Origin of the sequence: Streptomyces sp. NPDC052036 (assembly GCF_040680495.1) — a bacterium.
Classification (GTDB): domain Bacteria; phylum Actinomycetota; class Actinomycetes; order Streptomycetales; family Streptomycetaceae; genus Streptomyces.
Map to the genome: position 1 here is coordinate 40,038 of NZ_JBFAWW010000034.1, position 15,376 is coordinate 55,413.

12 protein-coding genes and 1 pseudogene are annotated in these 15,376 nt (G+C 68.5%); 2 read left to right on the forward strand and 11 right to left on the reverse strand.

What is annotated here, in order from left to right:
• The 8 genes and pseudogenes from AB0L95_RS32785 to AB0L95_RS32820 form a co-directional block, all read right to left on the reverse strand.
• Nucleotides 1-1,344: a Dyp-type peroxidase gene (locus AB0L95_RS32785; protein WP_365168009.1), complete on the reverse strand. Its 1,344-nt coding sequence runs from the start codon at nt 1,342-1,344 to the stop codon at nt 1-3.
• A 100-nt stretch (nt 1,345-1,444) separates the two neighbouring features.
• Nucleotides 1,445-2,071: a hypothetical protein gene (locus AB0L95_RS32790; protein ID WP_365168012.1), complete on the reverse strand. Its 627-nt coding sequence runs from the start codon at nt 2,069-2,071 to the stop codon at nt 1,445-1,447.
• 297 nt (nt 2,072-2,368) lie between these two features.
• Nucleotides 2,369-2,956, reverse strand: coding sequence for a TetR/AcrR family transcriptional regulator (locus AB0L95_RS32795; RefSeq protein ID WP_365168015.1), 588 nt, complete (start codon nt 2,954-2,956; stop codon nt 2,369-2,371).
• A 101-nt stretch (nt 2,957-3,057) separates the two neighbouring features.
• Nucleotides 3,058-4,569 (reverse strand): MFS transporter, encoded by a 1,512-nt coding sequence (locus AB0L95_RS32800; RefSeq protein ID WP_365168017.1) that lies wholly within the window; start codon nt 4,567-4,569, stop codon nt 3,058-3,060.
• A gap of 44 nt (nt 4,570-4,613) precedes the next feature.
• On the reverse strand, nt 4,614-5,951 hold the full coding sequence (locus tag AB0L95_RS32805) for an NAD(P)/FAD-dependent oxidoreductase (RefSeq protein WP_365168086.1): 1,338 nt from the start codon (nt 5,949-5,951) through the stop codon (nt 4,614-4,616).
• Between the two features lie 108 nt (nt 5,952-6,059).
• A pseudogene (cydB, locus tag AB0L95_RS32810) lies at nt 6,060-7,007 on the reverse strand (cytochrome d ubiquinol oxidase subunit II); the annotation flags it as partial.
• A 22-nt stretch (nt 7,008-7,029) separates the two neighbouring features.
• Entirely contained in the window at nt 7,030-8,577 is a 1,548-nt protein-coding gene (locus tag AB0L95_RS32815; protein ID WP_365168089.1) for a cytochrome ubiquinol oxidase subunit I, read from the reverse strand.
• Between the two features lie 127 nt (nt 8,578-8,704).
• Nucleotides 8,705-9,331: a hypothetical protein gene (locus AB0L95_RS32820; protein ID WP_365168019.1), complete on the reverse strand. Its 627-nt coding sequence runs from the start codon at nt 9,329-9,331 to the stop codon at nt 8,705-8,707.
• Nucleotides 9,332-10,256: 925 nt separating this feature from the next.
• Between AB0L95_RS32820 and AB0L95_RS32825 the strand changes: the two genes are divergently transcribed.
• Both AB0L95_RS32825 and AB0L95_RS32830 read left to right on the forward strand, forming a co-directional pair.
• Entirely contained in the window at nt 10,257-10,658 is a 402-nt protein-coding gene (locus AB0L95_RS32825) for a hypothetical protein (RefSeq protein WP_365168022.1), read from the forward strand.
• A 315-nt stretch (nt 10,659-10,973) separates the two neighbouring features.
• A complete protein-coding gene (locus tag AB0L95_RS32830) occupies nt 10,974-12,053 on the forward strand; it encodes a HoxN/HupN/NixA family nickel/cobalt transporter (RefSeq protein ID WP_365168091.1) in 1,080 nt (359 codons plus the stop codon).
• 75 nt (nt 12,054-12,128) lie between these two features.
• On the opposite strand, the gene AB0L95_RS32835 is transcribed toward AB0L95_RS32830, so the two are convergent.
• From AB0L95_RS32835 to AB0L95_RS32845, 3 genes are all read right to left on the reverse strand, one after another.
• Nucleotides 12,129-12,869, reverse strand: a complete 741-nt coding sequence (locus tag AB0L95_RS32835) for a transposase (protein ID WP_365168024.1) — start codon at nt 12,867-12,869, stop codon at nt 12,129-12,131.
• A 407-nt stretch (nt 12,870-13,276) separates the two neighbouring features.
• Nucleotides 13,277-13,837, reverse strand: coding sequence for a TetR family transcriptional regulator (locus AB0L95_RS32840; RefSeq protein ID WP_365168026.1), 561 nt, complete (start codon nt 13,835-13,837; stop codon nt 13,277-13,279).
• Nucleotides 13,834-15,336 (reverse strand): MFS transporter, encoded by a 1,503-nt coding sequence (locus AB0L95_RS32845; protein ID WP_365168029.1) that lies wholly within the window; start codon nt 15,334-15,336, stop codon nt 13,834-13,836. Before AB0L95_RS32845 ends, AB0L95_RS32840 begins: the two co-directional genes overlap by 4 nt.
• Nucleotides 15,337-15,376: the final 40 nt, after the last annotated feature.

The following is a 15,376-nucleotide window of genomic DNA, read 5'->3' on the forward strand; positions in this document are numbered from 1 at the left end:
TCAGGTGTCGAGGTCGGCGATCCAGCGCAGCGCCGAAAGCCCGGGCATGAAGCAGTACTCGCCGCCCCGGTTGACGACGAACGGCGGAAGCCCCTTGAAGCGGCGGCGGATCGGCTCGCGCGGAATGGTGAGCTGGCCGTTGTCGTTCCCGCCGACCAGCGGGTCCTTCTCGGCGGGGGCCCCGATGAACTTGCCGTCGTTCACCCACTGCCGCTGGACGAACTCGAACTGCCGCGCAAGGTGGGCTCCGACGAAGGCGAACATGATGCCGCGGTCGGCGCCGTCGTCCTCCAGCACGCCCTTGGGCAGCGGCGGACCGTAGGTGGTGCCGCGCCTGATCATGCGGTGCAGGCGCACCTCGCCGGTGACGACCGCGTCCCGCGGGTTCATCCGCCGGGCGTGGGCACCTACGGGGCACTTCAGGCCCTGCGGGTCGTCGCCGTACATGAAGTCGTTGTTGCGCGTGGGATCGGCGCCGAGTTCGGGATCGTCCTTGTCCGGCGTCAGTGCCAGCGGGGCGCCACTGGGCCAGCGGCCGACGAACTTGGCCGCGACCAGCTCCTCGTCCGCGGGGTCCTTGGCGCGGTCGCGGATGTACTGGCGGAACTCGGCCACTCGCGTGTGCAGTTTGCGGAAGACCACATACGTTCCGTTGCGCCCGAGCACCTCGGGCTGCGGAACGGGTGCGGTGTCTCCGGTCTCGTCCTCGTATCCAAGGACGAACTCGCCCGCCTTGAGCGGAACTTCGCGCGGATTGGTGCCGGGGATCCCCGTGCCCTCGATCGCCGGCTGTCCGATGCCGTCCCGGAAGCCGAACGGCTCCTTCTCGTCCGGTCCGACGTGCACGTCCTGCTGCCAGACGGGGACGACGCCGGGCAGGTCGCGCAGCGCGTCGCGGGCAAGGAGGACGATCGTCTCCAGACGGACGGCATCCGGGGCGAGTGCGGCCAAAATGATGTGCACGTCCTTGGAACCGAGCGGACCCTCCCAGTTCTCGGGCGCGCTTTCCCCGACATCCCCGAGTTCGTCCGCCTGCGCGGCCATGCCCTCCTGGAACTCGGGCGGGAAGGTGGCCAGCGATTCCTCGGGCACGCCCAGGGCCTTCAGGCCCTGGAAGCTGAGTGCCACCGCGAGCGAGACCTGACGCTGGGGGTCGAACGTGGCGACCGAGTCGAGGACGGGGGTGAGCCGCCGAAGCAGCTCCCGGCCCTGCCGTCGGTCGTCGATGCGCAGGGCGAGGTAGGAGCCCGCGTAGGGCGTCGGCCGTGGCTCCAGAGCGGCGGCTTGGATGTCGTCGAGCTCCAGGGCGCCGAGCTCTAGGGCGCTGCCCTTGTCCGTGGTCATGATGCCTTCCAGAACTGTGGTGCGTGGGCGCAGTCGTCACGCCGGTGTGGGTCCTGGGAGGGGGCGGGGATGGTGTCGCCCCCTCCCAGGGGCGTGGGGGTCAGGCAGCGGCCTGGGCGAGGAGCGGCTTGAGGGCCGGGTGCGAGAGCGCTTCCTCGGCGGCGGGGTTGTCCAGGACTTCCTGGAAGGCGTCGTTGACCTGCTGCGCCTTGACGACCTGCGGCATCGTGAGGGGGCCGAGGGGGTTGAAGTAGGAGGCGGCCTGGGACTGCGCGTCCTGCAGGATCTTCTTCAGACCGGCAGTGGACTTGCGGACGTTCTCCTCGAAGTCGGGGTTGTTGCCGCTCTTGGAGAGCGCCTCCATGCCGCCGGCCTCCTCCACCCACGCGAAGAGCTCGTCCCACTCGGCGGTGTGCTGCATCCAGTCCGCGAAGTGCTCGAAGCCCACGGTCAGGATCGCGTCGTCGACGTAAGGGTCCCACTCGGTCTCGAACGTGGTGGCCCACAGCAGCTGCCTGCCGCCGTCGAAGACCACGTGCCGGGTGTCACGCAGACCGGTCTTGATGGTCTGCGCCGGGTCCTGACGGCGCAGCTCCTCGACGAACCGCTGGCAGGCCGCCCGCAACTCCTCCTCGTGCCCCGGCTTGACGCTGAAGTAGGCAGCCAGCTCGGAGACCACACCGTCCGTGCGGCCCTTGCCCGCCTTCTTGGTGATCGTAGAGGTCATCGTTTCCTCCAGTAGAGACTTTGCGCGCGAAATGCGGTGGCATTTGCGACAAGAGGTGATAGTCGCGGGATCGGCTGTTTCGCGACCCCTGTGTGAGACAGATTGACTCACAGCCTCTCTATGAGTCAACTTGTCTCAGAGTGACCTGAGTCACATCAGTTCGAGCAGTTCAAGACATACGAATGACCGGCGCCGCCGTCTCACCCGGCCGGATGGGGGACATCCAGCGGCGCCGGACCGGGCCCGCCGTCACGGCGAGGGCGGGCCGCCTTCGTTCACGCAGGACGCGGCGACGCTTTAGGACCAGCCCCGCAGGGCGGCGTCCACGACGATCTCCACGGTGTCACGCCCCAGGCGGTTCCCGGCGATGAAGCGCTCGAAGAACAGGGGGCCCACCGTGGCCATGGCAAATGTCTCGGGAGTGACGTCGGGGCGAAGCTGGCCGCGCTCGACGGCCGCGGCGACAGCGGGGCTGAGGGCGTCGGCGATCTGGTTCATCAGCGTCTGCCGGAGGCGGCGCATGTCTTCATCGCTCCGCGAGCCGCCGATGACCGCGACAAGGACGGCGCCCGTGTGCTCGTCGTCCAGCCGCTCGGCGAGCACGCCCAGATTGTGGACGAGCTCCGCTCGCGGATCGCTGCCCGAAGCGGCCCGAATCTCCTCGGGCACAGCAGGCAGAGGCGGCATACCGGCTTCCAGTGCGGCCAGACGGAGATCGAGAAGGCCGGGCCAGTGCCGGTAGACAGTGGCTCTGCCGACGCCGGCACGGGCGGCGACCGCTTGATGCGTCACGGCCTCCAGCCCACCTTCCGCGAGCAGCTCGGTGGCCGCGGCGACCATGGCCTCGCGACTGCGCAACAGACGCGGATCAGTTCTGACCTGCAACCTACTACTCCCTTCCGTGGGACAATGTGCCTTACAACGCTCTATGAGTCATTCTGTCTCATAGAAGGGGAGGAGGGAAGCCGGGACGCCCGAGGAGTGCGTCACATGTGGACGACCGGTGCGGCGCTCTCGTCGTGCTGGGGTACGCCACGGCGGTAGAGCACAACGGTCACGACCAGGCCGAGGGCGAAGACGGCCGCCGACCACCAGTAGGCGGTGGAGTAGCCCTCGAGGCCGGCGCGGGCCAGGACGCCGGGGTCCTTGGGGTTGCGGCCGGAGAGGTAGTGGGTGGCGGCGTCGGAGGCCATCGTGCTGAACAGGGCGACGCCGATGGAACCGCCGACCTGCTGGACGGTGTTGACGGCGGCGGACGCGACCCCGGCATCGGCCGCGGCCACACCGGAAGTGGCCAGGCTCATGGCGGGCGCGATGACCGTGCCCAGCCCCACACCGACGAGCACCAACTGGGGCAGTACCTGCGCCGCGTACCCGCTGTTCAGGTCCAGCGTGGTCATCCAGACCAGGCCGACGGCCGCAATGGCCATGCCCAGCGGTACCACCGGCTTGGGCCCTATGCGCGGCACCACGACGTTGTTGGCCACGGCGGAGGCGGACGACGATGCCACGATCATGGGCAGGAAGGCGAAGCCCGTCTTCAGGGCGCTGTAACCGAGGCTCTGCTGCAGGTAGTAGGTCAGGAACAGGAACACGCCGAACATGCCCGCGCCGGTGACGAAGAGGGCAGCGAAGGAGGCACCGCGGTTACGGTCCAGCAGGACCCGCAGGGGCAGCAGCGGATACGCCGCCCTGCTCTGCCACCACACGAAGGCAGCCACCAGTACGGCACCGGCCACCAGCATGCCCCAGGTCGCAATCGAGCCCCAGCCGTGCGTTTCGGCGTTCGAGAACCCGTAGACCAGGCAGAACAGGCCGGTGGAGACCAGCAGGGTGCCGAGGACGTCGAGCTTCGAGGACGTGTCGCGTGCACTGCGGTGCAGCAGGGCTGCGCCACCGGCGAACGCCACCGCGGCGAAGGCCACGTTGACGTACATGGTCCAGCGCCAGTCCAGGTACTCGGTCAGCACTCCCCCGAGGATCAGGCCGATGGCTCCTCCGGCACCGGCGACCGAGCCCGCGACGGTGAAGGCCTTCGCCCGCTCGCGCGGTTCGGTGAAGGTGGTCATCAGCAGCGACAGTGCGGACGGGGCCAGCAGGGCGGCGAACAGGCCCTGGACGGCGCGCGCGATGACGAGCATGGCGAAACCGTTCGCCGCTCCTCCCACCATGGAAGCGGCCGCGAAACCGGCCAGACCCACCAGGAAGGTCACCTTCTGCCCGACCAGGTCCGCAACCCGGCCACCGAGCAGCAGCAGGCTGCCGAAGGCCAGCGCATAGGCGGTGACCACCCATTGCCGGTCGGCGTCCGAGAAGCCAAGGTCGTGCTGGGCGGACGGCAGGGCGATGTTCACGATGGTGCCGTCGAGGACGCCCATCAGCATGGACAGGGAAATGACCAACAGGATCCACCAGCGACGCCGGTACGAGGGGTCGGTCACGTTCTCAAATGCGGTCTCGGTGCCGCGAGCGGTGGTGGTGGTGGTGTTCTGGGACATGGGGACAGCCCTCCAGGCAGGGACAGAACAAGGGGGGGGAAGGATCAGGTACGGCTGCGGGACGGCAGGGCCGCCTCGGTGAACGGATCGCGCGGGTGCTCCAGTTCGATGAGGCCGACGGTTTCCCGCTTCAGCAGGGAGGCCAGCAACCAGTCCACGAACACGCGTATCTTGCGGTTCAGCGTCGGCACCCGGCTGCCGTGGTAGAGGCGGTGGAACCACCACGCCGGGCGGCCCTTGAGCTTGAACCTGTTGAACAGGATCGCGACGCCCTTGTGGAGGCCGAGGCCTGCCACCGCGCCCAGGTTCTTGTGCCGGTACTCCTTCAGTGGCCGGCCGCGCAGAGCCGCGATGATGTTGTCGGCGAGCACCGGGGCCTGACGTACGGCGTGCTGCGCGTTCGGCGGGCACCACGCGCCCTCTTGCCCGGCCAGGTCGGGGACCTGGGCGTTGTCGCCCGCGGCCCACACGTGGCCGAGGCTCCTGACCTGGAGGGTGGGAAGGGTGTCGACGTGGCCACGCGGGCCGAGCGGCAGGCCGAAGTGGGTCAGCACGGGGTTGGGGCGGACGCCGGCTGTCCACACGATCGTGGAGGCCTGCGTCTCGACCCCGTTCGCCAGGACCACGTGCTGGTCGATGCAGGACTCCATGGAGGTCTCCAGGTACACCTCGATGCCACGTCCCTGAAGCTTCTCCATGGTCCAGACACCGAGGTCCGCACCCATCTCGGGCAGGATGCGACCGGCGGCCTCGACGAGGATGAAGCGCATGTCCTGCCTGCTGACGTGGCGGTAGCTCCGGGCCGCGTCGCGGGCCATGTCCTCGACCTCTGCGATGGTCTCCACACCGGCGAAGCCGCCACCGACGAAGACGAAGGTCAGGGCCTTGCGCTTCACCGCCTCGTCCGTGGTGGAATCGGCGCGGTCCATCTGGGTGATGACGTGGTTGCGCAGGCCGATGGCCTCCTCGACGGACTTCATGCCGATGCCGTGCTCGGCCAGGCCGGGTATGGGGAACGTCCGTGAGACCGAGCCGAGCGCGACGACGAGGTGATCGAACGGCAGCTCGATCGTGTGACCCGCCGCAGTACGGACGTGGGCGACCTTGGCCGCCTGGTCCACGGAGACCATGTGGCCGGTGACGACCTCGGCGCCCGTCAGGACATTTCGCAGCGGCGCGACGAGGTTGCGCGGGGCCACGTTGCCGGCTGCCGCTTCCGGCAGGAAGGGCAGGTAGGTCATGTGCGACCGGGGGTCCACGACGGTGACGGTCGCCTCGCCGCGGGGCAGCTTCTTCAGCAGGCGCATCGCGGTGTAGAGGCCGACGTAGCCGCCGCCGGCGATGAGGATGCGTGGCCTGTCCGGGACAAGGGCGAGGGTCATGACGGATCCTTGTGCGTGAGAAGGTGCGTGCGAGGGGGCGTGAGCGTGTCCGGGTGAGTCGGTCCGCTGGATGTGATGAGTGCCGATGCGCTTGCGGAACACCCAGTACGTCCAGCCCTGGTAGCCGATGACCAGCGGAGCGAAGACGGCGCCCACCCAGGTCATGATCCCCAGCGTGTACGCCGAGGAGGACGCGTTGGTGACGGTCAGGCTCCAGGCCGGGTTCAGCGTGGAAGGCATGACGTCGGGATAGAGAGTCAGGAACAACGTGGCAGCCGTGGCCGCCACGGTGGCGGCGGAGAAGGTGAACGCCCATCCCTCGCGGCGAGCCCTGGTGCAGGCGAGCGCGATCCCCCATGCGGCAAGCGCGAGGACCACCGTCGCCAGGCTTCGGCTGTTGCCGCGGTCCGCCTGGGTCCAGACCAGGAAGCCGGCGGCGGGCAGCGCGGCCAGGGCGCCGAGCCTGAAGGCGAGTGCGCGAGCCCGCTCCCGGATGTCACCGACGGTCTTGAGCGCGACGAACACCGCTCCGTGGACGGTGAATACCGCCAACAGGGCCAGCGCGCCGAGCACCGCGTAGGGGTGGAACAGCCCGCTCAGCCCGCCGGTGTAGACGTACCGCCGGTCGATGGCCACCCCGTGGACGATGTTGGCGAAGACCAGTCCCCACAGCAGCGGCGCCAGCAGCGAGCACCAGAAGATCGCGTGGTCCCAGTTGCGCTTCCACCGGATGCCGTCGCGCTTGGCGCGGTACTCGAAACCCACCGCCCGCACGATCAGACAGACCAGGACGGCGAACAGCAGGAGGTCGAAGCCGCTGAACAATGTGGCGTACCAGCCCGGGAACGCGGCGAAGGTCGCAGCGCCGGCCGCGATCATCCACACCTCGTTGCCGTCCCAGACGGGGCCGATGGTGTTGAGCAGCACGCGGCGTTCGGGCTCGTCACGGGCGAGGAGCTTGGTGAGCACGCCGACGCCGAAGTCGAAGCCCTCCAGGACGAAGTAGCCCGTCCAGAAGAAGGCGATCAGCAGGAACCAGAAGTCGTGGAGGTGCATGGCGAAACGTCCTGACGGCCGGTCAGTAGGCGAAGGTGAGGATCTTGTCGTCGTCCTCGGCGGTGGACGGACCGCGCAGCCGGGGGTCACGCTGCGGCGGCTGCTCGTCGAGATGAGGGCCGGCGGTGGCGTACTTGACCATCAGCCTGACCTCGATGACGGCGAGGACTGCGTACAGGAGGGTGAATCCGATCAGGGTGGTGAGCATCTCCGCGGCGCTCACCCCTGGGGAGACGGCGTCGGAGGTGCGCATCAGGCCATAGACCACCCACGGCTGGCGGCCGGACTCCGTGAAGATCCAGCCGAACGAGTTCGCGATCAGCGGGAATCCCAGTGTCCAGACGGCCGCCCGCCAGGCCCACTTGGTCAAAAACGGTCCCAGAGCCCGGTTCTTCGTGAGCATGAGGTGCGGGACCTCCTCCGACCGGGTGACGAAGGCCGGGGCGATCCAGCGCCGGTTGCGCGTCAGCCACAGCCCCGCCGCGCCGACGGCGACGGAGGTCATCCCGAAGAGCATCATGAAGCGGTACGACCAGTACGCCACTGGGACGTTGGGAAGGTAATCTCCCGGCGAGCCGCCGTACTGCGCCGCCATGGCCCCTGCCGCGTTGTTGATACCGGTGACCGGGGTGTGCGGGTTGCTGTGGGCGAGGAACGACAGCACATACGGGATGTCGATGCCGAAGGCGTTGTGGTGCTTGCCCACGTCCGGGACGGCGACCACGGAGAAGGGGGCGTTCGCCGCGGTGTCCCACAGCCCCTCGCCGGCCGCCATCTTCATCGGCTGCTCATCGATCAGCAGTTTGCCGAGGGTGTCGGCGTCGAGAACGGTGGCGATACCCGCCACGGTCAGTACCGCGAGGCCGATCCGCAAAGAGGTCCGCATGACGCGGATCCGCCCGCCGTCCACCACGCCGCCCCGGATCTGGGTGCGCTGTGCGCGCCACAGATGCCAGGCGGCGATACCGGTCACGAACGCTCCGCCGGTGACGAAGGCGGCGGTGATCGCATGCAGGCTGGCGAACACCGCCGTGGGCTGCAGGAGCACCTCTGAGAAATCGGTCAACCGAGGTCTGCCGTGGTCCATCCGGTAACCGACCGGATGCTGCATCCACGAATTCGCCGCCAGGATGAAGTAGGCCGACAGCACGGTGCCCAGGGACACCATCCAGATGCAGAAGAGGTGCAGGCGACGGGGAAGCCGGTTCCAGCCGAACATCCACAACCCGATGAACGTGGACTCGAAGAAGAAGGCGATGATCGCCTCCATCGACAGCGGTACCCCGAAGACGTCGCCCACGTAGCGGGAGTACGCCGACCAGTTCATGCCGAACTGGAACTCCTGGACGAGACCGGTGACCACGCCCATCACCATGTTGATCAGGAAGAGCTTCCCCCAGAACTTGGTGGCGTGGAAGTACTTCTCCTCCCTCGTACGCACCCATGCCGTCTCCAGGCCGGCCGTGATGCCGGCCAGACTGATCGTCAGCGGCACGAAGAGATAGTGGTAGACGGTAGTGATTCCGAACTGCCAGCGGGCTATCGCGTCGGGGCTCATGGCCGTGTGCACTCTCTCCAAGGGGAATCCGTCAGGCGACTTTGTGAACGTGAGTACATTCACAAAGTCGCCTGCGGCTAGCGACCTGGGTCTTGGGAGGGGGCGGGGATGGTGTCGCCCCCTCCCAGGGGCGTGGGGGTCAGGCAGCGGCCTGGGCGAGGAGCGGCTTGAGGGCCGGGTGCGAGAGCGCTTCCTCGGCGGCGGGGTTGTCCAGGACTTCCTGGAAGGCGTCGTTGACCTGCTGCGCCTTGACGACCTGCGGCATCGTGAGGGGGCCGAGGGGGTTGAAGTAGGAGGCGGCCTGGGACTGCGCGTCCTGCAGGATCTTCTTCAGACCGGCAGTGGACTTGCGGACGTTCTCCTCGAAGTCGGGGTTGTTGCCGCTCTTGGAGAGCGCCTCCATGCCGCCGGCCTCCTCCACCCACGCGAAGAGCTCGTCCCACTCGGCGGTGTGCTGCATCCAGTCCGCGAAGTGCTCGAAGCCCACGGTCAGGATCGCGTCGTCGACGTAAGGGTCCCACTCGGTCTCGAACGTGGTGGCCCACAGCAGCTGCCTGCCGCCGTCGAAGACCACGTGCCGGGTGTCACGCAGACCGGTCTTGATGGTCTGCGCCGGGTCCTGACGGCGCAGCTCCTCGACGAACCGCTGGCAGGCCGCCCGCAACTCCTCCTCGCGCCCCGGCTTGACGCTGAAGTAGGCAGCCAGCTCGGAGACCACACCGTCCGTGCGGCCCTTGCCCGCCTTCTTGGTGATCGTAGAGGTCATCGTTTCCTCCAGTAGAGACTTTGCGCGCGAAATGCGGCGGCATAGATGACGTATGAGGGCAGCCGCGGGATTTCACCTTTGCGCGACCCCCTCTGTGAGACAGATTGGCTCACAGGACGCCTATGAGTCAACTTGTCTCACAGAGACCTGCGTCACACCACCTCCCCCGGCGGGCGCGATGAGCGCTGGGCGAGAAGCGCGCGAGGACGGCAGGAGGCCCTCAAGGCGTCACGGGCAGGCCGCCAGGCCGCCATCCGCAGGGCGGCGCGCCGCACAGACTCCCGCCGGAATGACCCCGCCGCCCGGCTGGTCCTCCTGGCAGAGCCTCGGAGGCCGTTTCATGTCGGCACCAACGCCCGATCCGGTAGCCCAAGCCCGCGCCGGCCGACGCCGGCACGCCCCGCATCGGCGCGCCGGCCGGATGAGGGCGAACATTCGCCGGGGGCCGCCCCCGCCCCGGGTCGGCGCGCCCTGCGGTCACCGTCGGGAACGAGGCGACCTTCTACTGCACAACCCTGGCAGCGCACGTCCGGCGCCTGACGCGCCGCAGGGGGCCACTGACGCAATGCGCCCCGGAGAACAAGGAGACGAGCGCGCCGGCGGCCCGCCCGGCCTTCGCGGTGTCAGCCGGCAGCACATCGACAGCGGGCCCCGCCCCTTTCCGGGAGAGGCGCCTCTGCACCGCAAGACCCCCGGTTCGACATTTCCATACACCGTATGGTCAACTGAAGAAGTTCCATACGCCGTATGGAAAGCAGCGGAGCGCTGCCGCATCGGGCGGCCTCCGTTACGACCAACAGCCGCCGGCCAGCCCTCACGAGGGGCGAACCGCGCCGAATGCGGCTCCGACAAACAGATGGCGCATCGCATCACTTGCACGAGCAATCGCTGGGATTGCCGCTTGCGCCCACCTGAAGGGAAAATCATGAGGAAGCTCACGAAGCGCATTTCTCTCGCTGCCGCCTCCGCCGCGGTCGCGGGTGGAGCCGTCCTCGGTGCCGGCGGCACCGCCTCCGCCGCGGTTCCTGTGTCCGCGCCTGTCCAGCACTCAGCCGTCAGCATCAAGGCCGACGACTACCGCCGGGAGCACGGTGTCACCCACCGGCACCACCACAAGGAGGCCTGCTGCCGGGATGACTCCTACCGCGACCGGCAGCACGACGACTGCTACACCCGTTCGCACCGGTCCGACCGCCATGGTCACTTCTACCGCTGGGATGACAAGGACTGCGGCTGGAAGCACGACACGAACTACCGGGACGACTGCAACCGGTACGACCACGGCGGGAACCGGCACGAGCACGACCGGGGCCACGATCACCGCTGAGAAAGGCGCCCTTGCACCTGTGGGCTCAGCTGCGCACGCCGCCCTGGTACCTGCCGGCGAGGCGGCCGCTGGTCCCAGCACCAGTGCCCCCTGAACCCGCCCGGGGCAGGACAGTGGGCGGGAGCGGACTCAACGACCCCTCCCGCCCACCGGGCGAGACGCCCATGACCCTGTCGCGGGCTTCCCTCCACTGGACACCGCGACGGCACACGTCATAACTGACCTGGCGATAGAAGTGAAGGAAGACCACGCATGACAGCCGCGCGCACGGCCCCCGACAGCCCCCCTTCCCGCTGGCGCCGCATATCCGGCTCAATGAGCCGCGCCGAGTGGGGCCGCGCCGCCGGGATGGCCACCTTCATCATCACCCTCCATGTCATCGGGTGGTTCACGCTGGTGACGATCGTGACGCCGGAGCACTACAGCCTGGGAACCAAGGGCTTCGGGATCGGCATCGGGGTGAGCGCCTACACCCTGGGCATGCGGCACGCGTTCGACGCCGACCACATCGCCGCGATCGACAACACCACCCGGAAACTCATGGGCGAGGGCCAACGCCCCCTGTCGGTCGGCTTCTGGTTCTCCCTGGGGCACTCCAGCATCGTGTTCGGGCTGGCCCTCCTGCTCTCCCTGGGCGTCAAATCCCTCGCGGGACCAGTCCGCGATGACAACTCCAGGCTGCACCACGTCACCGAACTGATCGGCACGACCGTCTCCGGCACGTTCCTCTACATCATCGCCATCATCAACATCGTCATTCTCGCCGGCATCTGGCAGGTGTTCCGGCAGATGCGCTCCGGCCACTTCGACGAGGCCGCGCTGGAGCAGCAGCTCAACAACCGCGGCCTCGTCAACCGCCTGCTGGGACGCGTGATGAAGTCGATCACCAAGCCCTGGCAGATGTATCCGCTCGGCCTGCTGTTCGGTCTCGGCTTCGACACCGCCACCGAGGTCGCGCTGCTGGTGCTGGCCAGCTCAGGAGCGGCCTCCGGCCTGCCCTGGTATGCCATCCTCTGCCTGCCGGTCCTCTTCGCGGCCGGCATGAGCCTGCTGGACACCATCGACGGTTCCTTCATGAACTTCGCCTACGGCTGGGCCTTTTCCAAGCCGGTACGCAAGGTCTACTACAACCTCACCATCACCGGCCTGTCCGTCGCCGTCGCGCTGGTCATCGGCACCGCCGAACTGCTGGGCCTGCTCGCCGACAAGACCGGCCTGCACGGCGCATTCTGGGACTGGATCGGCGGCCTGGACCTGAACGTCATCGGTTTCGTCATCGTCGGCCTCTTCTTCGCCACATGGGCTGCTGCCCTGGCCGTGTGGAAGCTCGGCCGCATCGAGGAGAAGTGGACCGCCGGGCTACGCCCCGCCGAACAACAGGCCGAGATCGGGTAGGCGGACCGGTTCTCCCGGCCCGCCCCCGCACCATCGGACATGCGGGCCCGCATCCGGCGGTTCGTTCAGCTGATCTCAGGCGGTCCTGAGAGGCTGCCACAGCCCCAGGAAGGACATGCAGCCCTCTTGGAGGGTGCCATCCTGCGCGAGCGAGGTCTCCCACGCCTTCTCGGGCAGCTTCGCGATCGCCTCCTCATCCTCGTCGGTAATCTTCCAGCCGACGGAGAAACGCACCGTGCGCCGCTTGGTGTTCAAGGCGGTCAGACGCTCCAGCAGGCCGTGGGCGGCCCCGGCCCCGTCGACGCGCACGAGGAGCTTGGCCTGGCTGGAGTGCGGTATCTGCCGCAGTGCCGCGGCAGGGACCCGCAGGCGGTCGGCGACGGCGTTGGCGCCCGGCTTCCCTTCCCGCAGCTCCATGCCCAGGCACTCGGAGGTGTTCGCGCACCAGGCGCCCAGCGGATGGAAGCCGAAGCTGCCGTTGAAGGTGGCCGCCGCCCGTTCCTTCTTCGACGCTGCGGTGATGATGGTGGCGTTCATGTCCACCACGATCCAGCCCTTCAGGCGCCGCCCCGCGACGCTCAGCCAGGGGAAGCCGCCGGGCCGCAGGTGCAGCAGCGACCACACATGCCGGCGCACCTTCCTCCGGGCCTGCGCGACCAGCGCCAGCACAGTGTCGTCAAGACCGGCCAGCGTCCGACAAGTAGTGGAGTCCGAAGCGGACGGGCCGAACAAGTCCCGGTGATGCAGACCCAGTTGTTCAGCCTCGCTCAGGTTCGCCGCGCCGAGCACGATGGCCACCGCCAACTGGACCACCACCGTCGCCCGGTCGCGCCAGTCTCGCCCGACACCCCACCGGCAGCACGGCGGCGAGGGCGCCGGTCAGCCCCGCCCTGTCCGCGCACCGGCGCAGCAGTACCGCCCCAGCATGTCCGACCAGCCCCTTTTCTGCTGTCAGGACGTAGATTGATCAATTCCGCTGAATCAGCCGGGCCGAGGACTGCCCCTACTGACCCCTGCAGCACACCTGAGCACCCTCGCAGGCCTCCTCGTTTACGCCGAAACGCACGGAGCCGCACTCACCGCGAAGATCAAATCAGCGTGTTGATTATCTATGGCCCCTAAGCATCCGACCAGGCCCGCGAAGCCGCCGAAGGTATGCGCAGCCACCAGGGCTCACGGCAAGATCATCCTTACCGTGCCCTGACCCGCTCTGCGGCAAGCGGTCAGTCCTCGCTCAGGAGGGTGCCCCGGAGCAGCTCGATCAGGTCGCCGGGATTGGCCTGTGCCAGTTCGTCGAAGGCTCCGGAGTGCCGGCCCAGCAGGATCCCGGCCACGGCCGCCGCCACCAACTCGGCGCGCAGCCGCGGCCGGTCCACCCCTTCACGGGCGAAGCGCCCGTGGAGCGGCTCGACGAGTCGCGCGTGCAGCGCCGCGCGTGCAGCGTCCTGCGCCGCGGGGTCGCTCAGTGGCTGCACCGCGACCTGGAGCAGCGGGACGGAGCCGCGCCGGTCGGCCCTGTCGAAGACCTCGCGCAGCCGCTGCTCGTCGAAGAGATCGGCCAGGGCCACGTCGCCCTGTTCGGCGTGCAACGCGGCGACGTACAGCAAGGTCTTGCTGCCGAAGTAGCGTGCGATCAGTGCCGGGTCCACTCCGGCGCGCTCACCGATGTCGCGGATGGTGGTGCGGTCGAAACCCCGCTCGGCGAACAGGTCGCTCGCCGCCGTGAGCAGGAGTTCGCGGCTACGGGCCGCGTCGCGGCGGCGCCCTGGCGCCTCGCCGCTCACCGCTCCGCCCCGGTGCCCGGGACGAGACCCTCGCCGTCCGGGACCGAGCCGCCGTCGGCGGCGAGTGCGGGATGCCCAACCCGGATCCTCGCCGAGGCAACACGCGCGCCCGACCGGATCAGGACGTACGCCACCAAGGCGGTGGCGGCCCAAACCGCGCAGCCCGTCAGCCCGGCTGTACGGTAACCGCTCTCGGGGGGAAGATCCTGCCCGGGCGTGGTGGCGGCCTGGAGGATCACGGCGCTGAGGGCGCTGCCGACCGAGTAACCGATGTACTTCACGACCTGATTGAAACTCATGGCGCTCCCTGTTTCGTGCGCGGGGACACCGCCGACGACGAGCCCCGGCGTGACCGCGAAGTTGACGCCTACACCGAGTCCGGCCAGGGCCATCGTCACGAACACCTCCCACAGGCCGCCGTGGGCGAGCACGAAGGTCAGCAGGGCCGCGAGGGAGAGCAGACAGCTCACGGGCAGCAGGCGGACCGGCGGCTGGGTACGGATCAGAATCCGTACCATGCGGCCGGCCACCAGACTGGTCACCGAGAACGGCACCAAGATCAAGCCGGTGACGACCACGGAGGCCCCGAGGCCGTACCCGGCGCTCGGTGGCGTCTGCACGTACCGGGTCACGAGGGAGATCAGCAGATACATGCCGATGCCGCCCATCATGGTGGTGAGGTGCGCGGCGAAGACCGTGCGGTCACGGATGAGACGCAGGTCCACCAGGGGATGAGCGGTACGCAGTTCGTGCAGTGCCCAGCCGATCAGCAACAACACCGATACGACGCCAAGCACCAGCAGTCGGGGCGATCCCCAGCCCCAGCGTTCACCCTGGGTGAGGGCGAACAAGAGCCCGCTCATGCCGAGCGTGAGGAGCAGTGCCCCCACTACGTCCATCGGGTGTGCCGGACGCACCGGAGGCGTGGGGAGCACGACGGCCGCGGCGATGAGGGCCAAAGTGGTGGCGATCACGGCGAACCAGAACCCCGCGTACATCCCGAGGCTCTCGGCGAGCAGTCCGGTGACCGGGTAGCCGATACCGACGCCGGCCGCCGTCGTGAGCGAGAGCGTCGACAGCGCCGACCGGGCCCGCGCGGGCGGCACGGAGTCTCGCGCGGTGGCGATCGCCAGCGGAACGAGGCCCATGCCCACGCCCTGGAGTGCCCGTCCCACGATGAGGCAGGCGAACCCCAGCGGCAGAGCTGCCAGCAGGCTCCCGAGGAGCACCACGGCAAGACCGGTCAGGATCACCTTCCTGCGGTGGGGTCCGTCTCCCAGACGCCCCATGGCCGGAGTAGCGACGGCCCCGACCAGCATCGTGACGGTGAGGGACCACTGCGCGTCGGCAACCGAGACGTGGTCCACGGCGGCGATGGTCGGGATCAGCGGGGCGCCGAGGCTGCTGATGATCGCGACGAGCATGCCGAGGGATACCAGTACGGGGACCAGCGCCCGCTGCTGCCAAAGGGAGGGGGCGGGGCCGGATATCGGATGCACGGGGCGGGCCGTTCCTGTCGTCGAGTGTTGTCATCAAATG

Excerpts from the sequence above, each read along its gene's own strand:
- AB0L95_RS32785 (WP_365168009.1), bottom strand. The coding sequence starts at position 1,344 with ATGACCACGGACAAGGGCAGCGCCCTAGAGCTCGGCGCCCTGGAGCTC.
- AB0L95_RS32790 (WP_365168012.1), bottom strand. The coding sequence starts at position 2,071 with ATGACCTCTACGATCACCAAGAAGGCGGGCAAGGGCCGCACGGACGGT.
- AB0L95_RS32800 (WP_365168017.1), bottom strand. The coding sequence starts at position 4,569 with ATGTCCCAGAACACCACCACCACCACCGCTCGCGGCACCGAGACCGCA.
- AB0L95_RS32805 (WP_365168086.1), bottom strand. The coding sequence starts at position 5,951 with ATGACCCTCGCCCTTGTCCCGGACAGGCCACGCATCCTCATCGCCGGC.
- AB0L95_RS32820 (WP_365168019.1), bottom strand. The coding sequence starts at position 9,331 with ATGACCTCTACGATCACCAAGAAGGCGGGCAAGGGCCGCACGGACGGT.
- AB0L95_RS32825 (WP_365168022.1), top strand. The coding sequence starts at position 10,257 with ATGAGGAAGCTCACGAAGCGCATTTCTCTCGCTGCCGCCTCCGCCGCG.
- AB0L95_RS32830 (WP_365168091.1), top strand. The coding sequence starts at position 10,974 with ATGAGCCGCGCCGAGTGGGGCCGCGCCGCCGGGATGGCCACCTTCATC.